At 50.8% G+C, this 18,497-nt stretch carries 13 protein-coding genes and 1 riboswitch; of the genes, 8 read left to right on the top strand and 5 right to left on the bottom strand.

Features of this window, described 5'->3' with window-relative positions; all coding sequences use genetic code 11:
• Positions 1-235: 235 nt before the first annotated feature.
• Positions 236-2,275 (bottom strand): NAD(+) synthase, encoded by a 2,040-nt coding sequence (locus tag ACTQ1O_RS08910; RefSeq protein ID WP_441486977.1) that lies wholly within the window; start codon positions 2,273-2,275, stop codon positions 236-238.
• Between the two features lie 494 nt (positions 2,276-2,769).
• On the opposite strand from ACTQ1O_RS08910, the gene ACTQ1O_RS08905 reads away from it, so the two are divergent.
• Entirely contained in the window at positions 2,770-3,300 is a 531-nt protein-coding gene (locus ACTQ1O_RS08905; protein WP_441487031.1) for a QueT transporter family protein, read from the top strand.
• 149 nt (positions 3,301-3,449) lie between these two features.
• Here the strand turns inward: ACTQ1O_RS08905 and ACTQ1O_RS08900 are convergent, their stop codons facing one another.
• Positions 3,450-3,818: a RidA family protein gene (locus tag ACTQ1O_RS08900; protein WP_441486976.1), complete on the bottom strand. Its 369-nt coding sequence runs from the start codon at positions 3,816-3,818 to the stop codon at positions 3,450-3,452.
• Between the two features lie 634 nt (positions 3,819-4,452).
• Between ACTQ1O_RS08900 and ACTQ1O_RS08895 the strand changes: the two genes are divergently transcribed.
• Positions 4,453-6,246 (top strand): LCP family protein, encoded by a 1,794-nt coding sequence (locus ACTQ1O_RS08895; protein WP_441486975.1) that lies wholly within the window; start codon positions 4,453-4,455, stop codon positions 6,244-6,246.
• Between the two features lie 225 nt (positions 6,247-6,471).
• Complete coding sequence (locus ACTQ1O_RS08890; RefSeq protein WP_441486974.1) at positions 6,472-8,922, top strand: adenosine deaminase; 2,451 nt, start codon at positions 6,472-6,474, stop codon at positions 8,920-8,922.
• 182 nt (positions 8,923-9,104) lie between these two features.
• Here the strand turns inward: ACTQ1O_RS08890 and ACTQ1O_RS08885 are convergent, their stop codons facing one another.
• A complete protein-coding gene (locus ACTQ1O_RS08885) occupies positions 9,105-9,479 on the bottom strand; it encodes a helix-turn-helix domain-containing protein (RefSeq protein ID WP_441486973.1) in 375 nt (124 codons plus the stop codon).
• A 267-nt stretch (positions 9,480-9,746) separates the two neighbouring features.
• Positions 9,747-9,864, top strand: a riboswitch (FMN riboswitch).
• 297 nt (positions 9,865-10,161) lie between these two features.
• Between ACTQ1O_RS08885 and ACTQ1O_RS08880 the strand changes: the two genes are divergently transcribed.
• The 4 genes from ACTQ1O_RS08880 (at position 10,162) to ACTQ1O_RS08865 (ending at position 15,032) form a co-directional block, all read left to right on the top strand.
• A complete protein-coding gene (locus tag ACTQ1O_RS08880) occupies positions 10,162-10,788 on the top strand; it encodes an ECF transporter S component (protein ID WP_441474231.1) in 627 nt (208 codons plus the stop codon).
• Positions 10,789-11,103: 315 nt separating this feature from the next.
• Positions 11,104-11,718 (top strand): NUDIX hydrolase, encoded by a 615-nt coding sequence (locus ACTQ1O_RS08875; RefSeq protein ID WP_441099729.1) that lies wholly within the window; start codon positions 11,104-11,106, stop codon positions 11,716-11,718.
• A gap of 313 nt (positions 11,719-12,031) precedes the next feature.
• Positions 12,032-13,390, top strand: coding sequence for a Trk system potassium transporter TrkA (gene trkA / locus ACTQ1O_RS08870; RefSeq protein ID WP_441486972.1), 1,359 nt, complete (start codon positions 12,032-12,034; stop codon positions 13,388-13,390).
• Between the two features lie 199 nt (positions 13,391-13,589).
• Positions 13,590-15,032 carry a TrkH family potassium uptake protein gene (locus tag ACTQ1O_RS08865; RefSeq protein WP_441486971.1) on the top strand — a complete coding sequence of 481 codons (1,443 nt, stop codon included), beginning with the start codon at positions 13,590-13,592 and terminating at the stop codon, positions 15,030-15,032.
• 144 nt (positions 15,033-15,176) lie between these two features.
• Here the strand turns inward: ACTQ1O_RS08865 and hisC are convergent, their stop codons facing one another.
• Entirely contained in the window at positions 15,177-16,247 is a 1,071-nt protein-coding gene (gene hisC / locus ACTQ1O_RS08860) for a histidinol-phosphate transaminase (RefSeq protein ID WP_441486970.1), read from the bottom strand.
• 392 nt (positions 16,248-16,639) lie between these two features.
• The gene (locus ACTQ1O_RS08855; RefSeq protein ID WP_441486969.1) at positions 16,640-17,290 is read right to left on the bottom strand and encodes an L-rhamnose mutarotase; all 651 of its coding nucleotides are present in this window, start codon (positions 17,288-17,290) and stop codon (positions 16,640-16,642) included.
• Between the two features lie 273 nt (positions 17,291-17,563).
• On the opposite strand from ACTQ1O_RS08855, the gene ACTQ1O_RS08850 reads away from it, so the two are divergent.
• Positions 17,564-18,448: an NYN domain-containing protein gene (locus tag ACTQ1O_RS08850; RefSeq protein WP_441099734.1), complete on the top strand. Its 885-nt coding sequence runs from the start codon at positions 17,564-17,566 to the stop codon at positions 18,446-18,448.
• The last annotated feature ends 49 nt before the right edge of the window (positions 18,449-18,497 follow it).

The raw sequence follows: 18,497 nt of genomic DNA, 5'->3' as shown, positions 1-18,497 counted from the left end.
CCAAATAACGAAAGGACCAAAGAGAACCGAAAGGGCCGAAGACAACGTAAAAAACGAAGACAACCCAAAAAACGAAAACAACCGGAACATTATCTGCGCTGATAGTGTTCCGGTTGTTGTATATCACTGCAAAATCGATCCGGGATGGCGGACGGATGCCCGGAACATCAACCCGGCTGATTGATCAGGCGGGTTGGATGTCCGGAGCGTCAACCCGGCTGACTGATCAAGCGGGTTAATTGTGGGTTTTCACAGATTGTTCCATGCTTTCCTCCGGGATACAGAGAGCGTCGATTTCATCCAGCCAGATCCGGGCGCTGGCGTCGCTTGGCATGCGGAGATCACCCCGCGGGGAGAGGGCGACGGAACCGACCTTCGGGCCGTCCGGCAGGCAGGAACGCTTGAACTGCTGGGAGAAAAATCTCCGGTAGAAGTTCTTCAGCCATTTGAGGATTGTGGTATCGGTGTATTTTCCCGCAAAGGTGCGGTTGGCGATCCGATAGATCTTCGAGGGTGTGAATTCTGCACGGAGCATATAATACAGGAAGAAGTCGTGGAGCTCATAGGGTCCGACGAGATCCTCAGTTTTCTGGGAGATCACGCCGTTTTCCGGTGGCAGAAGCTCGGGGCTTACTGGAGTGTCCAGGATATCAAGCAGGATGGAGGAAAGCTTTTCCTCGCCGCAGGTGTCCGCGTAATAGCGGACCAGATGGCGGACAAGAGTCTTGGGGACGGAGCAGTTCACGGCGTACATTGACATATGATCTCCGTTGTAGGTCGCCCACCCAAGGGCAAGCTCGGAGAGGTCGCCGGTTCCGATCACGATTCCTCCGGCCTGGTTGGCGACGTCCATGAGTACCTGTGTCCGCTCTCTCGCCTGACCGTTCTCATAGGTGACGTCGTGCACGCTTATGTCGTGACCGATGTCGCGGAAGTGAAGGGTCACCGACTCGTTGAGGCGGATTTCCCGGAAGGTGACACCGAGCTCGCGGATCAGGGTGCAGGCATTCCGGTAGGTCCGGTCAGTAGTGCCGAAGCAGGGCATGGTGACGGCGATGATGCCTTCCCTTGGAAGGTTAAGCATGTCGAATGCCTTAACGGTTACCAGAAGGGCGAGCGTGGAATCGAGACCTCCGGAAATGCCGATCACGGCGTGGGATGCGTGGATGTGGTGGAGCCTTTTCTTGAGACCCATGGCCTGTATGGTCAGGATCTCCTCGCAGCGCTGGTTCCTTGTGGCCGGATCCTCCGGAACAAAGGGATGCGGAGCAAAGGTGCGGGTCAGCGGGGTCTGTTCTTCCCGGAGCTGGAAGGGGATGCAGACATGATCGCCGAGCACCCAGCCGGAGGCTCCGACAGGCATTGCACTGGAGAGCGCTGCCGTTTTTCCGAGGGAGGCCCCGTCCTGAGCACCATAGGCGGACGCAGTCTCAAAATCGGGATAGGTGCTGGTTCTGCGGCGCTCAGCAGTGAGACGGCTGACGTCTATCTCAGAATAGATGATTCCGTTGCGGAACCGTTTGGATTCCGCCAGAATGGTTCCGTTCTCCGCGATGATATTGTGACCGCCGAAGACCAGATCCTGTGTGGATTCCCCTTCACCGGCGGAGGCGTAGATGTATCCGCAGATCAGGCTGGCCGACTGCTGTGAGACCAGATTTTTCCGGTAGGTGTCCTTTCCGATCATCTCGTTGCTCGCGGACAGGTTGGCAATCACCGTTGCCCCGCAGGCTGCATGGGAGATGCTGGGAGGACAGGGAACCCACAGATCCTCACAGAGCTCCGCAGCGACCTTCAGCCGTGGAATTTCCTCGCAGTAGAAGAGGAGATTCATGCCAAAGGGGACCATCGAGCCGAGCCACTCGACGGTTTCGTGTCCGGGCGTGAACTGCCGGCGCTCATAGAACTCATTATAGGTCGGCAGATTTTTCTTCGGGACGAGGCCGAGGAGTCGGCCACGGTTCAGAACGGCGGCCACGTTGTACAGCTTTCCGCGTAGCTCCCACGGAAGGCCCACGAAGATCAATGCATCGGTCTTCTCCGTTTCATGTAAAATCCGGTTCAGCTGTCTTCTTGCCTCCGCGATCAGGAGATCCTGCAGAAACAGATCATGACACGTATATCCGGTGATGCAGAGCTCCGGAAACACCATGATCTTCGCATGCGCCTTCTCCATTTCTCTGATCTGTGCCAGGATCGCATCCGCATTGGCAACGCAGTCACCAACGGTTACATCCGGTGTTCCTGCAGCAACTTTGATAAATCCGTCTTTCATCGTTAACCTCCCTGTTCATCGGCTTCTCTTCTAACTTTTTTTTCTAGTGATCAGCCCGTCCTGCCAGTGAATCAAAATATTTTTTGAGGATTGGCATATAAAATAATTCACGAAGACTATTACATGGATATTATTATACATACCATTTTTTTTTGCAATGTTGATCTTTCCTCTTCATCTTATGGAGAAGTTGTGATAAAATGCAAGGGCTGATTCAGGTTCAGCAGCGTCAGTTCGAGACCTTCCTGACGTAATAAACAAAACTAAAGGAGAATATAATAATGAAAGAAAACGAGACGAAGTTCAGTAGGGCAGGATTCAGAGAAGCGGCACAGGGCGCTGCGGACGGGACGAAAGCAGGAAATGTTCATGCGGGACAGGAATGCGCGGCTCAGACGGAAGCGGGAAATGTCCATGCGGGACAGGAATGCGCGGATCAGACACACGTGGGAAATGCCTTCGCAGGTCAGATCCATGCGGCACATGATGGCGCGGTGAGCGGAAGAACGGAACACAACAGGATTCTTTCCCTGACACAGGCGGCGATGATCGCGGCGATATATGTTGTTCTGACATATGTCTTTTCCGCATTTTCCTTCGGCCAGGTGCAGATCCGTGTCGCAGAGGCGCTGACGATTCTTCCGGTCTTCACCCCGGCTGCGATACCCGGACTCTTTGTCGGATGTCTGATCGGTAATATTGCCGGAGGCGCTGTACTTCCGGACATTATCTTTGGAAGTATCGCGACGCTGATCGGAGCGGTTGGAACGCGGCTTCTCCGCAGGAGAAATCCGGTGCTCTGCACCCTTCCGCCGATTGTGGCGAATACGATCATTGTGCCGTTTGTGCTTCGGTTTGCCTATGGCGTGAATCTTCCGATTCCGTTCATGATGCTGACGGTCGGAATCGGAGAGGTGGTTGGATGCGGCGTATTCGGCGTCCTTCTGTATTCGATTTTGAAGAGATATAAAGAGGTTATCTTCAAGACAAGTCGTTTTGAGGGCAGAACGAACGCTGCGAAGTGAGATGGGGTCACGGCTTTGGTAGGTTAGACGGATTTGAAGGCTTTTTGAGCCACACGACGCATCACATCACAAGTATATTAGATTCAAATGACAGAAAAGGAGCTCGCGATTCAGGAAATGAACCGCGAGCTCCTCTTCTGTTGTCCTGATCAGCGTTCTGCGATAGCCTCAATCTCACAGAGCACTCCCTTCGGGAGATCCTTTACGGCTGTGCAGCTGCGGGCCGGCTTGGAGATGAAGTGCTTCGCGTAAACTTCATTGAAGCGGGCAAAATCCGTAATATCCGCGAGGAAGCAGGTGGTTTTGACTACCTTGTCCGCGCCGGATCCGGCTGCCTGAAGGATTGCCTCGACGTTTTTGCAGCTCTGCTCCGCCTGAGCTTCGATGCCCTCCGGGATATTGCCGGTGGCGGGATCTACCGGAATCTGTCCGGAACAGAAGATGAAACCATTGCTCTCAATTGCCTGAGAGTATGGACCGATTGCAGCGGGCGCATTGGATGTTGCGATTGTCTTCATAGTATTCTCTCCTTTGTTATGCAGATAAATTATGCAGTTAAGGTTATCAGTCACAATTGATGTAAGTTACCGTCATGCAATATGCTGCTCCACAAATGGTATTGGTTGATTGCGTCTCGTTATGTTGGCTCTCTGTGGATCAGAAATATCGCAGCCGGACTGATACCATGCATTATAAGTCACGAAAAGACTGAATACAAGATGAATCCGGATCTCATGCCGGGTGGTATTAAAACGGATGCCGGCCGCTTATGAAGTGGAATAAACGAATATTTGCCACTTATGAAGTGGTATAAAACGGACATAAGCCACTTACGAAGGCGTATAAAACGAACATAATCAGCTTTTGAAGTGGTAAAAGACGGATATAGGCCGCTTATGAGAAAGATCGAGCATCACGGCTTGAAAGTGAAAGATATGTTGCATTTTCTCATTCTGAAAAGAACGAAAATGAATAAATACTTGTATTTTCTGCACATTAACGACAATTCTTCCGGGCTTTTCAGGGCGGAGATAGGGGAAAGGGACGCATGTTTGCCGGTTTTAGATAAATTTTATTTGGTTTTTAACATTTTTGTGGTACTATTTAAAGGTTATATACACTTATCGATACAGTTTGTTAAAGGTGATGATTATGGCTTCTAAGCATTCAAATGAGAATTCCGGCGGATATTCACGCAGGCATTCGGGAGAAAACCATGATTCCGGGCGGCCGGAGCGTAATTACGATTCCGGTCGGGAGACAAGATACACCCCCGGATATCCGGATGAGTACGACGAATATGGAGAGGAAGATCCGGACGATGATGCGGAGTCTTATCTGGATCTGGACCTGGACCGGTACGCGAGATCTTACTCCGGCAGCCGTACAGGGAAGAAGGGCAGAAAAAAGATCTCGGGACGCGCGGATCATAACTCCCGCCAGAACAAGGTCAGGGAAAGGTCAGGCCGGCGAGAAGACCCGGAAAGTGACCTGCGGGAGAATACAGCCCGGAGGAGAACACAGGGAGCCGGAAAGCGCAAAAAAAAGAAGCGTGTGGTTACGGTTCTCACCTTTGTTATGGCACTCGTCATCGCCGGAGGCCTGGTGACGGCGGTATATCTGCAGGGACTGCTGGGCAAGATTAACCATGTATCCGCTTCGATGAATTCCGCAGGTGCTGTGGAGACCTTCGATGCTGACGGCGACAAGGCGAACGACACCCTGACGGCAAGTGACATCGACTGGGGCGATACCAGCGATATTGACGTCATGAAGGATAATGACGTCAAAAATCTCCTGTTGATCGGTCAGGACGCGAGATCTGGAGAGAGCGGGCAGCGTTCAGATTCTATGATTCTTTGCAGCATCAATACAAAGGAGAAGAAAATCAAGCTGGTTACACTGATGAGGGATATGTATGTACAGATTCCCGGATATCAGGCGAACAAGCTGAATGCGGCCTACGCGCTGGGAGGAATGGAGCTCCTGGACAAGACCATAGAACAGAATTTCGGCGTGGATATCGATGGAAACGTAGAGGTCGATTTTGACGGCTTCCTCGAGGCACTGACGGAGGTCGGTGATCTGGATATCGAGCTTACCTACGATGAAGCTACATATATGAATGCGAATGAAGGACTCGGATCCGCGGATGACAATGCGGAGGTAAACGAGGCGTGGGGACTGAAGGAAGGCATCAACACGCTGAAGCCAAAGCAGGTTCTCTGCTATGCCAGAATGCGTTATGTCGGAAATTCCGACTGGGACAGAACCGAGAGACAGAAAAAGGTAATCATGGCAGCTTATAAGAAGGTGCAGAATCTCAGTGCCACAAAGCTCCTGTCTCTCGCGTCCAAGATTTTTCCATGCATCACAACGGATCTGAAGAACAGCGAGCTGCTGAGCTACGTGAAGACTCTGTCAGTGAATCATATCACCACAATCGAGACATACCGTATTCCGGTGGACGGGACTTTCACCGAGGGACAGATCGAAGGCATGTCAGTGCTTGTTCCCAACCTGTATCTGAACAGCGCTTATCTTCAGAATTATCTCTACGGAAAGGCATTACCGGACGATCTGGATGAAAAGCTGGAGGAGGTCGCCTCCTCGTCCGCTTATTCTGACACGGACGTCTACAGTGACAGTACATCCTACAGTACCGACGGTGGTTATGCTTCGGAGAGCGATGGAAGCAATGGTTATACCGATTCGGGGTACGGCGGGGACTACAGCGGCAGCGGTACCTATAATAATGGAACCGACAGTACATACGGATCTGTGACATACGGAGATGCCACATACGGCGATAATACATACAATACGAATAATTCCGGAACTTCCGGGCAGTATGAAAGCGAAAACGGCTACGGGACGAACTACAGCGCGGATGGCGGCTCCGGATATTCCGATGCATCATATTACGGAAATGGCGCAGCCGGCTGACAGAGCCGCATCATAGAAGAGTCAGCTTTCAGAAAGAAAATATTTCGTTTTGACGCAGCAGTCTTTCACCAGGTCATTTTATTGATGGAATCCTTTCGTTTGCTATAGGCGGAAGCCCATAATTTTTCGTGTGGGCAGTTGACTGGTGAACGACCCAAGACGGGCAAGCTCGGCCGAGATTTTACGCGGCGGAATGATAAAAGGAAGAGATAAAAGGAAGAAACTATGACATATTTCACCTGCTTTTTTCTGGACAATGAGAAGGATATCATTGTAAATCTTTATCGCGACCTGGGAAGACTCTGCTATGAACTGGAGACGCCAAATCATCATTCCGGAAATCTTATACGGAATCTGGCAAAGCTCTGTGAGCTTCCGCTCTGCGAGAATGAACGGGGACTTCTGGTCATTCGCGGTGAGGTTCCGTGCTACATTGATGCGGCGAATGAGGAGGTCTATATTTTCCGCCTCGGGAACACCAAGGTCGCGAATATCTATCCGGACGGAAGGGTTGAGATGAAGGCATCCATTCCTTCCATCGCCAAGACGCTGATGAGTCAGACCCGGGACTATCGCTTCGACATTTCAAAAACGATCTTCAAGACCTACATCCGCAGGGAATATAAATTCCGTGCGGATCTTCACACGCATATGAACGGAAATCTGTCGCCGGACATTCTGATTGCCCTCGGTATCTACCACCAGATCCAGTATCCGCTTTACTACATCCGGAAGCTGAATCTCGAGCTGACACAGGAGCAGGAAGAGAGACTGGCGGCACAGCGGGCGAAGGTTGCAAGGCAGTTTTCCAGCTCGGATCTGAAGGGCAAATACCTTGACCGGAAGATCAACGACAATACGGTGATCAATTTCGCAGACCTGATTCTGAACAATCTGGATCACGCGGAGCAGAATATTGTAAAGATCCGGACGTCCCTAGCGATTCTGAAGGACGGACAGGCGGTCTTCACCAATCTGGAAAAAGTATATCTGTACCGTTATATTTTCACCAAGGGGAAGGAGAGCGAGGAGAAGTTGGAGCTCTCCGGCGTTCATCAGATCCCGGACAAGGACGTGCTGGCTGCGCTGATTCAGATGAGGAAGGACGGAGAAAATCCGGACTATCACCGGAATACGGTCTTTCAGGATGACCTCCTGTGGATTGCCAGAAGCTATCGCAGGCAGGGAATCTGCTATGCAGAGATCAGTGACACCACACTGGTAAAAAAATACGAGTCCCTGGAGATGCTGCAGGAAGTGCATGAGATCATGCCGAAGATTTACCGGGAGACCGGGGTCATGATCCGGTTCCTCGCCGCGATACGGAGAATCCCGCTGACCATCGTCAAGGATCAGGTGACGCCGGAGGATTACCTCATCCGGAATCTGAATGTGCTTCAGGCGGTTGCGCTTGATCCCTACGTGGCGGGCTGTGATTTTGTCGGAGAGGAGATCAATGACATTATCACGCTGAAACCGATGTTCCGGGAAATCGTCAAGATCACGAAGAAGGTCCCGGATTTTGTGATCCGGATCCATGCGGGCGAAAATGACAGCCAGAAGGATAATATCGCTCACAGCATCGAATGCGTGAAGGATTCTCTGGAGCCCGGGCAGAAGATGCCCAGGGTCCGGCTGGGTCACGGTCTTTATACGTACAGTCTGAAGACGAAAAAGGGCAGGGAGGTCATGAAGGCTCTGATCGAGAACAACATTGTTCTCGAATTCCAGCTAACGTCCAATGTGCGGCTGAACAACCTGAACGCTCTGGAGAATCATCCGCTCCGTCAGTATCTGGCAGCCGGCATCCGCTGCGTACAGGGTACGGATGGCGCCGCGCTCTATGGAACGAACTCGATTGATGAGCAGCTCTCACTTGAAAAACTGCTGGAGCTGACGCCGGATGAGATGATGAGCATGAAGCAGACCGAGACCGAGATCATCCGGGAGGGACAGGAATCCTATTCAAGGAAAAAAATCGAGCTTCATCAGATTCTGGCGGGCAGAGATCTGGAGGATGTGCTTCTGGAAAAAATGGAAGAGGCCGAGGCAGGGAGCGGAGGACTCAGGCTTCGCCGGAATCACAGGGTGGACGCGAATACGGAACTGAAAGACAGCATCCGTGAGCTTCCCTGGGACAGACTTCCGATTATTTTGATGGGCGGAAGCTTTAATTCCGAAAAGCGCGCGACCAGGATCACAGAAGAGGGATGCAGACAGCTGGACGCACTGCTTGAGAGCTTGAATCCGGAGGAGGTATTTTTTGTCATCGGCAACCGTCTCCGGGGATATGAGAAATATCTTCTGGAACACAACGAGAAGGGATTTCTGATTTATTCGTTCGTTCCGTCGCTGCTTACCCGCGGGGAGTGCCGGCAGCTCGAGGAGGCGGGAGTCCGCATTCGTGTGTCGACGGAGAGCGAGAGCATGGGCATTTACAAGAGCTTCAACTATGAGATCTTCGAGAGACGGCCTTCGCTTCTGATCGGCTTTGACGGGAATTCCGCCGGTGAGAACATGATCCAGGAGGCAAAGAACGGAAAGGGAAAGGCCGGAATCTTTATCTGGGAGAAGTCCAGAACCCTGCGGGAGAAGGCATCCTCTCTGGAGGGCTATGTCCGGTTTTTCAACAGCAAAAAACCGCTCGCGGATCAGGTGAGCGGTTATCTGAATTAGCAGATGAAAGTCGACAAATGCTGAGAAACCGGTATTTGTCGGCTTTCTTTTATTTACGCGAACAGTGAGCCGCAGCCGAATGCGAAGTATTCGTGTGCGGCGAGCGTCGCGATAGCGAGATAAAACTCGCGCAACGTGTTTTATCTCGTTAATACTGAGTGGGATTTAGTCCTTTGTAAGATTTACTTCTTCCAGATTGCGATCGTCGCGAGAAGTTTTTCCTTCTCATCTTCTGACATAGAATGAATCTCTGCGGTCAATTTGTTGTCGAGGGAGGTTCCCCGGTATTCGGGAATGGTTCGTCCGAGAATTTCATCAACCGTGATATCGCAGATGTTCGCGAAGTAGCACAGGACTTTAATCGACATAGCAGTCCGGCTGTTCTCTACATTGCTGATATAGCCGGGGGTTACATGAAGCTCTGTAGCGACCTCATTCTGTGTCAGTCCCTTTTCAATTCGCAGCTTTTTGATAGCTTCACCCAGACCCTTAAAATTAAAATCGCAATTATTCACCTGGCTGTCTGTCTGCTGTCTGTCTGTTTTTAAATTTTCCATCTGAGGAATGCTCCTTATCTGTCTATGTGAAATAGGTGTCATTTTCAACAACCTATATTCTATATTAACTATAGTTAGTATACAAATGAACTTTCTGTGATAATTTTGTGTCCTGCACGGATTTGCTGCGCGAGAATTGGATCTCATATCGAGCTGGAAAGTTTATGTTGAGCATCATTCAGACATGGATTGCAATTGCTTGAAAAAGTGATTTTGCTATTGATTTTTAGATCGGCTTGCGTTAACATTGTTTCGTAAATAAAAACAGGAGATCTTCAGGGCGGGGTGAGAATCCCCACTGGCGGTAAAGTCCGCGACCTGCCATTGCAGTCGAACCGGTGAAACTCCGGTACCAACAGTATAGTCTGGATGAAAGAAGATGCTACCATTCCTTACTTCGGAAGCAGCAGGATCAGAGCTGCAGGAGAAGTAATCGATAATGATGCTGATTCGCCCGTATCTCTAAGGATACGGGCTTTTTTTACGCGAACAGTGAGCCGCAGCCGAATGCGAAGTATTCGTGTGCGGCGAGCGTCGCGATAGCGAGATAAAACTCGCGCAGCGTGTTTTATCTCGTTGTGTGCAGAGGGCGGCTGTTCCGTTCCGGTGCACGCAGGGAAGATCTCTCTAGTCGGCGGATCCGCAGAATGCGGAACGCACAAACAGAAAAGAGGAGATAGCTATGGCAGACACAACAAACACAGCAGTAACAAGTGAAACCAGGAGACAAAACGTAACCGTGCACTACATTGCGGTGACCGGAATTCTTTCCGCAATCGCGTTTATTCTTCAATTGATTGAGATACCGGCACCGCTTATGCCGTCCTTTGTTAAGCTGGATTTCTCTGATCTCCCGGCTCTGCTCGGAGCCTTTGCGATGGGGCCGGTATGTGGTATTCTGATCGAGCTCATCAAGAACCTGATCCACTGTCTGTTCTCCGGATCGTTTGCGGTCGGTGAGCTCTGCAACTTCGTTCTCGGAGCAGTATTCACCGGTGTCGCAGGAGTTATCTACAAGCGCAGCAAGACCAAGAAGGGAGCTATCCTTGCATCGTTCATCGGCGCAATCGCTATGGCGGTGGTTTCCGTTCCCTTCAACTTCGCGGTTGTCTACCCGGTATATTACAATTTCATGCCGGAAGAGACCATCCTGGCTGCGTACCAGGCGATTTTCCCGGGTGTGAAGAGCATCTTCCAGAGCCTTGTGGTATTCAACATGCCGTTCACCTTTATCAAGGGAATGATCGATGTGGTGATCACCTTCCTGATCTACAAGCGCCTGTCTCCGCTTCTTAAGGGAAGAAACTGATTGGATTTTTATCATTGACCGCGTGACAGACGGGGCCGCTGCACATGCCGTATGGCAGGTGCGGCGGCCCCGTCTGCTGTATGAGCAGGTGCGGCGGCCTCGTCTGCTGTATGTTCAGACGCGGTTGCCGATCTGTTGTATGTACAGGTGTGGCGGCCTCGTCTGCTGTATGTACAGATGCGGTGACTATGTCTGCTGTATGAGCAGGTTCTGTGGCTTCGTCTGTGCGGGTCGGGAGGACGCGGCGGCTTCAACTGATGTATTGGAAAACAGAAGGGGAAAGGGTATAATTACAGCATCAGGGAGGGTTCAGATATGGCGACAATAGATGAGATTACGCAGCTGACAGATAACCGGTTTGTGAACATGTTTGAGGTGGACGGACACAACAAAAAGGGACATGAGAGCCACTACATGGTTGCATCGCGGGCGAAAAACGAGGATGAGCTGAAGATCCGTACGAGAAAAAACAACGCGGACGGCGTAATCATATACAGTCTGTACGGCGAGAAGAGGGACCGGGTGGTTCTGATCCGTCAGTACCGGTATCCGGTGGATGATTATGTATATGAGCTGCCGGCGGGCCTGGTAGAGAAAGGGGAGAGCTTTCGCGCGGCTGCTGTGCGTGAGCTTCACGAGGAGACGGGGCTTACGCTCACTCCGGTAGATGCGGATAGAATGTACGAGGAGCCCAGATACACAACGGTAGGTATGACAGATGAAGCCTGCGCGACGGTCTACGGCTATGCAGACGGCGAGATCAGCGGACGTTTTATGGAAGAGAGCGAGGAGATCGAGGTTGTTCTTGCCGACCGGGAGGAATGCCGGCGGATTCTGAAGGAGGAGCGTGTGGCACTGAACTGTGCCTATCATCTGATGTATTTCATTCATAATGATTCCGGTGACGCGTTCGATTTCCTGAAGGGATGATGAAGCCGGAGAGAGCTGAGAGCCGGACTGTGGAATGGCTATGCGGCGGGCTGGAGAGAGCTGAGAGCCGGACTGTGAAATGGCCATGCGGCGGGCCGGAGGCAGATGGAAAAGGAACTGCAATACGGCTGTTGTAAGAACGTGAGCAGCGTGTTATAATCACTAATTGTGTTTTTTCTGTGAAATATGACAGGAAACGTGTTATCGCGAAATCCGGATTCCCGGCAGTGCTGCGGAGATGGTATGGTTGCGGGCATGCGGACGTTTCCTGGAGAAGGGCTGAAATAAGCCGTTGATGAGAGAGGAAGTTGGCATGCAGATAATCGTTGTCGGCTGCGGTAAGGTTGGAAGGACGCTGGTAGCGCAGCTGTCCAAGGAAGGGCACAACATAACAGTTGTAGATACAAATGCGCAGGTTGTGCGGGATGTCTCAACCATCTATGATGTCATGGGAATTACCGGTAACGGAACGAGCTACAATGTTCTATGCGAGGCGGATCTGGAGCACACGGACATGGTGATCGCTGTTACGGAAAGTGACGAGGTCAATCTTCTGGTCTGTGTGATCGCGAAGCAGAAGGCTGATTGCTATACGATTGCGAGAGTGCGGAATCCGGTTTACTCCGAGGAGAGCAGCTTCCTGAGAAGCGAACTGCATCTGTCCATGACGATCAATCCCGAGCTGGAGGCGGCAAGGGAAATGGCACATCTGATGCAGTACCCAAGTGCCGTTGAGATAGACAGCTTTGCAGGAGACAGGATCAGCCTGATGCGGTTCAAGGTGCCGGCGGGGTCGTCCATTATCGGATCTCCGCTGAAGGAAGTGTCACAGAGATTTGATTACAGCATGCTGATCTGCATTGCGCAGAGAGGCAACGAAATCGTGATACCGAACGGTGATTTTACACCGGCAGCCGGAGATGTTCTGACGGTAATCTTGGAACCGCTGGAGGCAAACGCCTTTTTCCGGAAAATCAGTGTGCCTACGAACCGGGTTAAGAACTGCACCATCATCGGAGGAGGCGAGATTTCCTATTATCTGACGAAGATTCTTCTGAAAAACGGAATTGACGTCAAGATCATTGAGAAAAACCCAAAGAGGTGCTCGGAACTCAACGATATCTTCCCGCAGGCAAATATTGACTGTGCAGATGGAAGCGATCAGGAAATTCTCATGGAGGAGAATCTGGAGAACACAGATGCCTTTGTGGCCTGCACCGGAATCGATGAGGTCAATGCGATTCTTTCACTCTTTGCACAGGAGAAAGTCAGAAAAAAGGTGATCACGAAAGTCAATCATGTGGATTTCAATGAGGTCATTGATTCCCTTCAGCTGGACAGTGTGGTGAACCCGAAGCTTCTCACAACACAGCGGATTATCCAGTATGTCCGTGCGGCGAATAACAGTCTGGACAGCAACATGGAGACGCTGTACCGTCTGATGAACGGAAGAGTAGAGGCCATGGGATTCCGGATTCAGCAGAACTCGAAGCTGATCGGGATTCCGCTCATCGACATGCCGATGAAGACAAATGTTCTGATCGCGGGCATCCTGCGGAAGGGACGGCTGATAATTCCGGGCGGACAAGACATGTTCCAGGCGGACGATCATGTGATTATCGTAACGACGCACAGTGGTTTTGATGGAATTACAGACATTATCGCGAAATAAGCGGGCTCAAAGAACTGTGGCCGGCTGTGTACCAATTCTCTGCGGATGGATGACATTTGTAATGAGATAAATACGCTGCGGATGGATGACATTTGTAATAAGATAAATACGCTTTGGAGGGGTGTATTTGTTACGAGAGAATGCATTGCGGGTGTCTGAAAAATGTGTAATCCTGTGAATAAATGAGGCGGATATAGAAATGAATTATCCTGTAATTGGATGGGTGCTTTCGTGGGTATTGAAGATCGAGGGCTTTCTGCTCCTCGCACCCTTTGTTATCTCTGTGATTTACCAGGAACAGCAGGGAATAATCTACCTGATGCTGGCCGGAATCGCCATTGCTGTTGGTGAGATTTTCTCGAGACGGAAGCCGAAGAACATGCAGATCTATACCAGGGAGGGCTATGTATCGGTCGGGCTTTCCTGGCTTCTGATCAGTGCGTACGGCGGCCTTCCCTTTGTGCTGACCGGTGAGATACCGGGGTATGTCGATGCGGTATTTGAGACGGTCTCCGGGTTTACGACTACCGGTTCCTCTATTCTGACAGATGTTGAGGCACTCTGCCATGCATCGCTGTTCTGGCGCAGCTTTACGCACTGGATCGGCGGTATGGGAGTCCTTGTATTTCTGCTGATGCTTATTCCAAGCCGCGGAGGTTCGCACATGAACCTCATGAAGGCGGAGAGTCCCGGTTATGAGGTTTCGAAATTTGTTCCGCAGGTGCGAAATAACGCGAGGACGCTGTACCGGATCTATCTTTTCATGACGCTTGGCACAATTGCCGCCCTGCTGATCGCCCGGATGCACTGGTTCGATGCAGTGTGTCTGTCATTCGGAGCAGCCGGTACCGGAGGATTCGCGATTTTGAATTCGAGCTGCGCGGATTACACCTCCCTGCAGCAGTGGATTCTGACGATTGCGATGCTGGCGTTCGGCGTGAACTTCACCTTTTATTATCTGATGCTGATTCGCCACCCGAAGGATGCGGTGAATATGGAAGAGGTGAGGGGATATTTTGCGATTATTCTTGCGTCAGGAGCAGCGATCACGATCAACATCGCGCATCTTTATTCTTCTGTGTGGATTGCGCTGAAGCATGCGTTTTTCCAGGTCGCGACGATTATCACGACCACAGGATTCGCGACGGCGGATTTTGACAAATGGCCGTCGTTCTCGAAGACGATTCTGTTCCTTCTGATGATCTGTGGAGCCTGCGCCGGAAGTACCGGAGGCGGAATCAAGGTCAGCCGTCTCATTGTCGCGGTGAAATCCATGTTCCTTGAGCTGTATCAGCTGGTTCATCCGAGAAGTGTGAAAAAGGTACGCATGGACGGCGCGCCGGTGGGAAGCAGGACACTCCGGTCTCTGTACATCTTTCTTACAACCTATTTTCTGATTTTCGGGCTGTCGATCCTGCTGATCTCGGTCGACGGTTTTGATTTTGAGACGAACATGTCAGCTGTCGCTGCGACGTTGAATAATATCGGTCCGGGATTCTCCGTGGTCGGACCGACCGGGAACTTTTCGCGATACAGCTGTTTCTCGAAGATTATTCTGATCTTTGATATGCTGGCAGGGCGACTGGAGCTTCTTCCGGTCCTGATCATGTTCTATCCGAAGACGTGGAAAAAATGCTCCTGACGGAAGCGTGTCCGTCGGGAGCATCAGAGAGATTATTCTGCCGCTGTGTACCGGTTAAGAGCAGCAGGCAGATGCAGCAGATCTTTCACTGTGTACCGGTTAAGAGCAGCAGGCAGATCTGTCACTGTGTGCCGGTTAAGTGTGTCAGACCGATTTCGCAGTGATATACCGGTCAAGAAAATCAAACAGCTTCTGCATCTGCCCGCGGGTTCCGATGGTGATGCGGAGATAGTTGTCAATTCTGGGCTTATTGAAGTATCTTACATAGATATGCTTTTCGCGAAGTGCTTCGAACAATTCCTTTGCGGGGATTGTTTCATGTCTTGCAAAAATAAAGTTCGAGGAGGAATCTGCAAAGTGGAAACCGCGCTTTTTCAGTTCCTCTTTGGACCATTCTCTTGTTTCCACTATTTTCTGTACAATCTGCTGATGATATGCCTCGTCTTCCATAGCTGCGACGCCCAGAGCGATAGAGGTGCGGTTCATCGTATAGGAGTTGAAGGAGTATTTTACATCCTGCAGGTAGCTGATGAGTTTCTCGTTTCCGATCGCGTAGCCGATGCGCATGCCGGCGAGTGCGCGGGACTTGGAGAAGGTCTGCACAACGAGCAGATTTTCATAACGGCCGAGAAGGGAAAGAGCAGATTCCGCTCCGAAATCGACGTAGGCTTCATCGACGATTACGACTACGTCGGGATTCGACCTGAGAATCTCCTCAATTACATCGAGGGAGAGAGCAAGACCGGTCGGGGCATTCGGGTTCGGGAAGACAATTCCGCCGTTTTCCTGCGCGTAATCCGCCGGATTGATCGCAAAATTTTCATCCAGCGGGATCTGCCTGTAGGGGATGCGGAAGCAGTCTGCCCAGACATCGTAGAAGGAATAGGTGATGTCCGGGAACAGGATCGGCTTGTCAGAATTAAAAAATGTCTGAAAGGCCATCGCGAGCACATCATCCGAGCCAACACCGACGAAAACCTGGGAGGGCTTTACCTGATACTGTTCTGCGATAGCGTTTACAAGGTCTGTCGCCGCCGGGTCGGGATACAGACGCATGTCGTCGATGGAGATTTTTCGCAAAGCCTCGGCGACCTTTGGCGACGGCGGGTAAGGATTCTCGTTTGTGTTCAGTTTCACCATATCCGGCTGGTTCTTCGGCTGCTCACCGGCTACATAGGGGACTACTCTGCGTACATTATTCTCCCACTTTGACATGACATCATCCTCTTTTCCATTGTATTTATCGTATTCATTTTGCATAATTCCGGAATGCATATGTGATACAGCAGGCAAACAACCATGAATTATGGTGTCACCTGCTGTTTATTAATTCTTATTGATTATGACATTTCAAGAGGGAAAGATCAATACATAGTTTAATGCATTAGCATGATAAATTCCACTGCTGGTGAGTTTTTGTCGAAAGAACGATGTTTTTTGACTCGGTCCCGGAAGCTTTGAGAAGGATCTGTATGCCTGACAGTACCTTTCAAGAAGCAGCCGCAAGGCAGCGGGAGAGCATGCGGACTTTTCTCCAGTATTCAATAATCCTTTCTGTTATGTGCGTATGCGCAAGTCAGCGGAAGGGTGTAAGTCCCGGAAAAAGTTCAGTTGTGACAGCCGATCCGTACGATGTGCGGGTGATGTTCTCCCGTGATCCAGTCCACATCGTCGGTGTACCAGCTCATGATTTCGAGCATCTTTGTCTCCCATTGAATTGTGGCCTGCCGGCCTTCTTCTGTCTCTGCGGTTTCCATGGTGGTGTCGATTTCATCATAGCCAAAGATGTAGTCCTCCGCATTCCAGATGGAGAAGTTGCTGTCCGGACCGGGATCCACCTTGCCATGGCGGGCGGCGATCAGACCGTCGTGGCGTCTCTTGTACTCCTCCTGAAAATCGCCCTTGAGCTTTGTCACAAATACCCGGTGGCGGATCAGCTCCTTATTCGGGCGGACGATTCCGAAGTCATGGTACATCAGGCGCATCTCCTGATCCGGTCCGGAGATCCACCTGTAGGAATCTCCCACTTCGGCTTCCAGGGAGCGGAATTCCGCTTTCTGATGTTCGGAAGGAGTCGGAGAAAGGGCATCAGTTTCATAATAGCCAAAGACGAGATCCTCGATGTTCCAGAGACTGAAATTGCTGATTTCCAGGTCATCCATTAGTCGGGTGAGACGGTTCCAGACTCTTCCGAGTCCGGAACGGAAGTCGTTAAATTTTTCCGGTCTGATTTGTAAGGCGATAGCGTGTCTGTTCATTCAAAATACCTCCTTGTAAGGCTTTCCCTTTTGCTTTTTCCTATGTTTTTCTTGTGATTTTTCTGTTACCCGTATTCGCAAACCCGGACGGGAGAAGTGATCAGCAGAACCGGACAAGAACAATCGAAACCTGTGACTTTCCGGATCGAAACCTGTGACTTTTCGGATCGTTTGCGGAATCGGGCACAGAATGTTATACTGATTCTGTCTTTTTATTTTATGCGATTTCTATGAAAATTTAAGAGTGATTTTTTTATATTAAAAGGAAAAAATATGGATAATGAGTTGAAGTTCGCTGTTCTGATTGACGCGGACAATGTGTCGGAGAAGTACATCAAGATTATTTTGGAGGAGACTTCCAATAACGGAATTGCGACCTATAAGAGAATCTACGGTGACTGGACAAGTCAGCGGATGAATTCCTGGAAGCAGGTCCTGCTGAATAATTCCATCATCCCGATCCAGCAGTACAGCTACACGACAGGAAAGAATTCGACGGATTCGGCGATGATCATCGATGCCATGGATATCCTGTACTCCAATACCGTTGATGGATTTGTGATTGTCTCTTCGGACAGCGATTTTACCCGGCTGGTGGCGAGACTGCGGGAGGCCGGGAAGCAGGTGATCGGGATGGGCGAGACTAAGACACCGATGCCGTTCATCACCGCCTGCAACCAGTTCAAGTATCTGGATATGCTCTACGAGCAGAAGCAGCAGGAGGCGGCGGATGCCGAGGCAGAAGCGGAGTCTGAGGCGGAGGCAGAGGCTGCCGCAGCTGCGGAGAAATCTCTGGCGGCGCGAAAGTCGGCAAAGGCGGCTGCAAAGAAGAAAACGGTCAGAAAGACGAAGACAAAGGAAGAACGGGAGCTGGAGAAGAAGCGGCAGAAGGACCTCAGCCGTGTCCGCAATGCGCTCAATACGATCATCGAGAAATTCTCGGACGAGGACAACTGGATTTTTTCCGGAAAACTTGGCGATCAGCTGTCCAGACGGATGCCGGAATTTGATGTGCGGAACTTCGGATACAACAAATTCACGGCTTTTATCAAGTCGCTGGGCTCCTATGAATGGGAGGAGCGGAAGGACGTGAACGGACAGAAGCAGATTTACTTCCGGATCCGGGAGAATCAGAACGGGAAGGAAAATGAAAAGTAAGCGGACGCGGAGGGAGCCCGGAGAATAGAGGGTGAACAGACGCGGAAGG

Origin of the sequence: Bilifractor sp. LCP21S3_A7, from assembly GCF_052118825.1 — a bacterium.
Taxonomy (GTDB): Bacteria; Bacillota; Clostridia; order Lachnospirales; family Lachnospiraceae; genus Bilifractor.
The sequence above is the reverse complement of the archived record's forward strand: the minus strand, read 5'-3'. Positions and strand labels throughout refer to the sequence as shown.

What these genes read in the sequence shown, in the direction of transcription:
- ACTQ1O_RS08910 (WP_441486977.1), bottom strand. Translation starts at nt 2,275, where the DNA reads ATGAAAGACGGATTTATCAAAGTTGCTGCAGGAACACCGGATGTAACC.
- ACTQ1O_RS08890 (WP_441486974.1), top strand. Translation starts at nt 6,472, where the DNA reads ATGACATATTTCACCTGCTTTTTTCTGGACAATGAGAAGGATATCATT.
- hisC (WP_441486970.1), bottom strand. Translation starts at nt 16,247, where the DNA reads ATGTCAAAGTGGGAGAATAATGTACGCAGAGTAGTCCCCTATGTAGCC.
- ACTQ1O_RS08895 (WP_441486975.1), top strand. Translation starts at nt 4,453, where the DNA reads ATGGCTTCTAAGCATTCAAATGAGAATTCCGGCGGATATTCACGCAGG.
- ACTQ1O_RS08850 (WP_441099734.1), top strand. Translation starts at nt 17,564, where the DNA reads ATGGATAATGAGTTGAAGTTCGCTGTTCTGATTGACGCGGACAATGTG.
- ACTQ1O_RS08855 (WP_441486969.1), bottom strand. Translation starts at nt 17,290, where the DNA reads ATGAACAGACACGCTATCGCCTTACAAATCAGACCGGAAAAATTTAAC.
- ACTQ1O_RS08880 (WP_441474231.1), top strand. Translation starts at nt 10,162, where the DNA reads ATGGCAGACACAACAAACACAGCAGTAACAAGTGAAACCAGGAGACAA.
- ACTQ1O_RS08875 (WP_441099729.1), top strand. Translation starts at nt 11,104, where the DNA reads ATGGCGACAATAGATGAGATTACGCAGCTGACAGATAACCGGTTTGTG.
- trkA (WP_441486972.1), top strand. Translation starts at nt 12,032, where the DNA reads ATGCAGATAATCGTTGTCGGCTGCGGTAAGGTTGGAAGGACGCTGGTA.
- ACTQ1O_RS08900 (WP_441486976.1), bottom strand. Translation starts at nt 3,818, where the DNA reads ATGAAGACAATCGCAACATCCAATGCGCCCGCTGCAATCGGTCCATAC.
- ACTQ1O_RS08865 (WP_441486971.1), top strand. Translation starts at nt 13,590, where the DNA reads ATGAATTATCCTGTAATTGGATGGGTGCTTTCGTGGGTATTGAAGATC.
- ACTQ1O_RS08885 (WP_441486973.1), bottom strand. Translation starts at nt 9,479, where the DNA reads ATGGAAAATTTAAAAACAGACAGACAGCAGACAGACAGCCAGGTGAAT.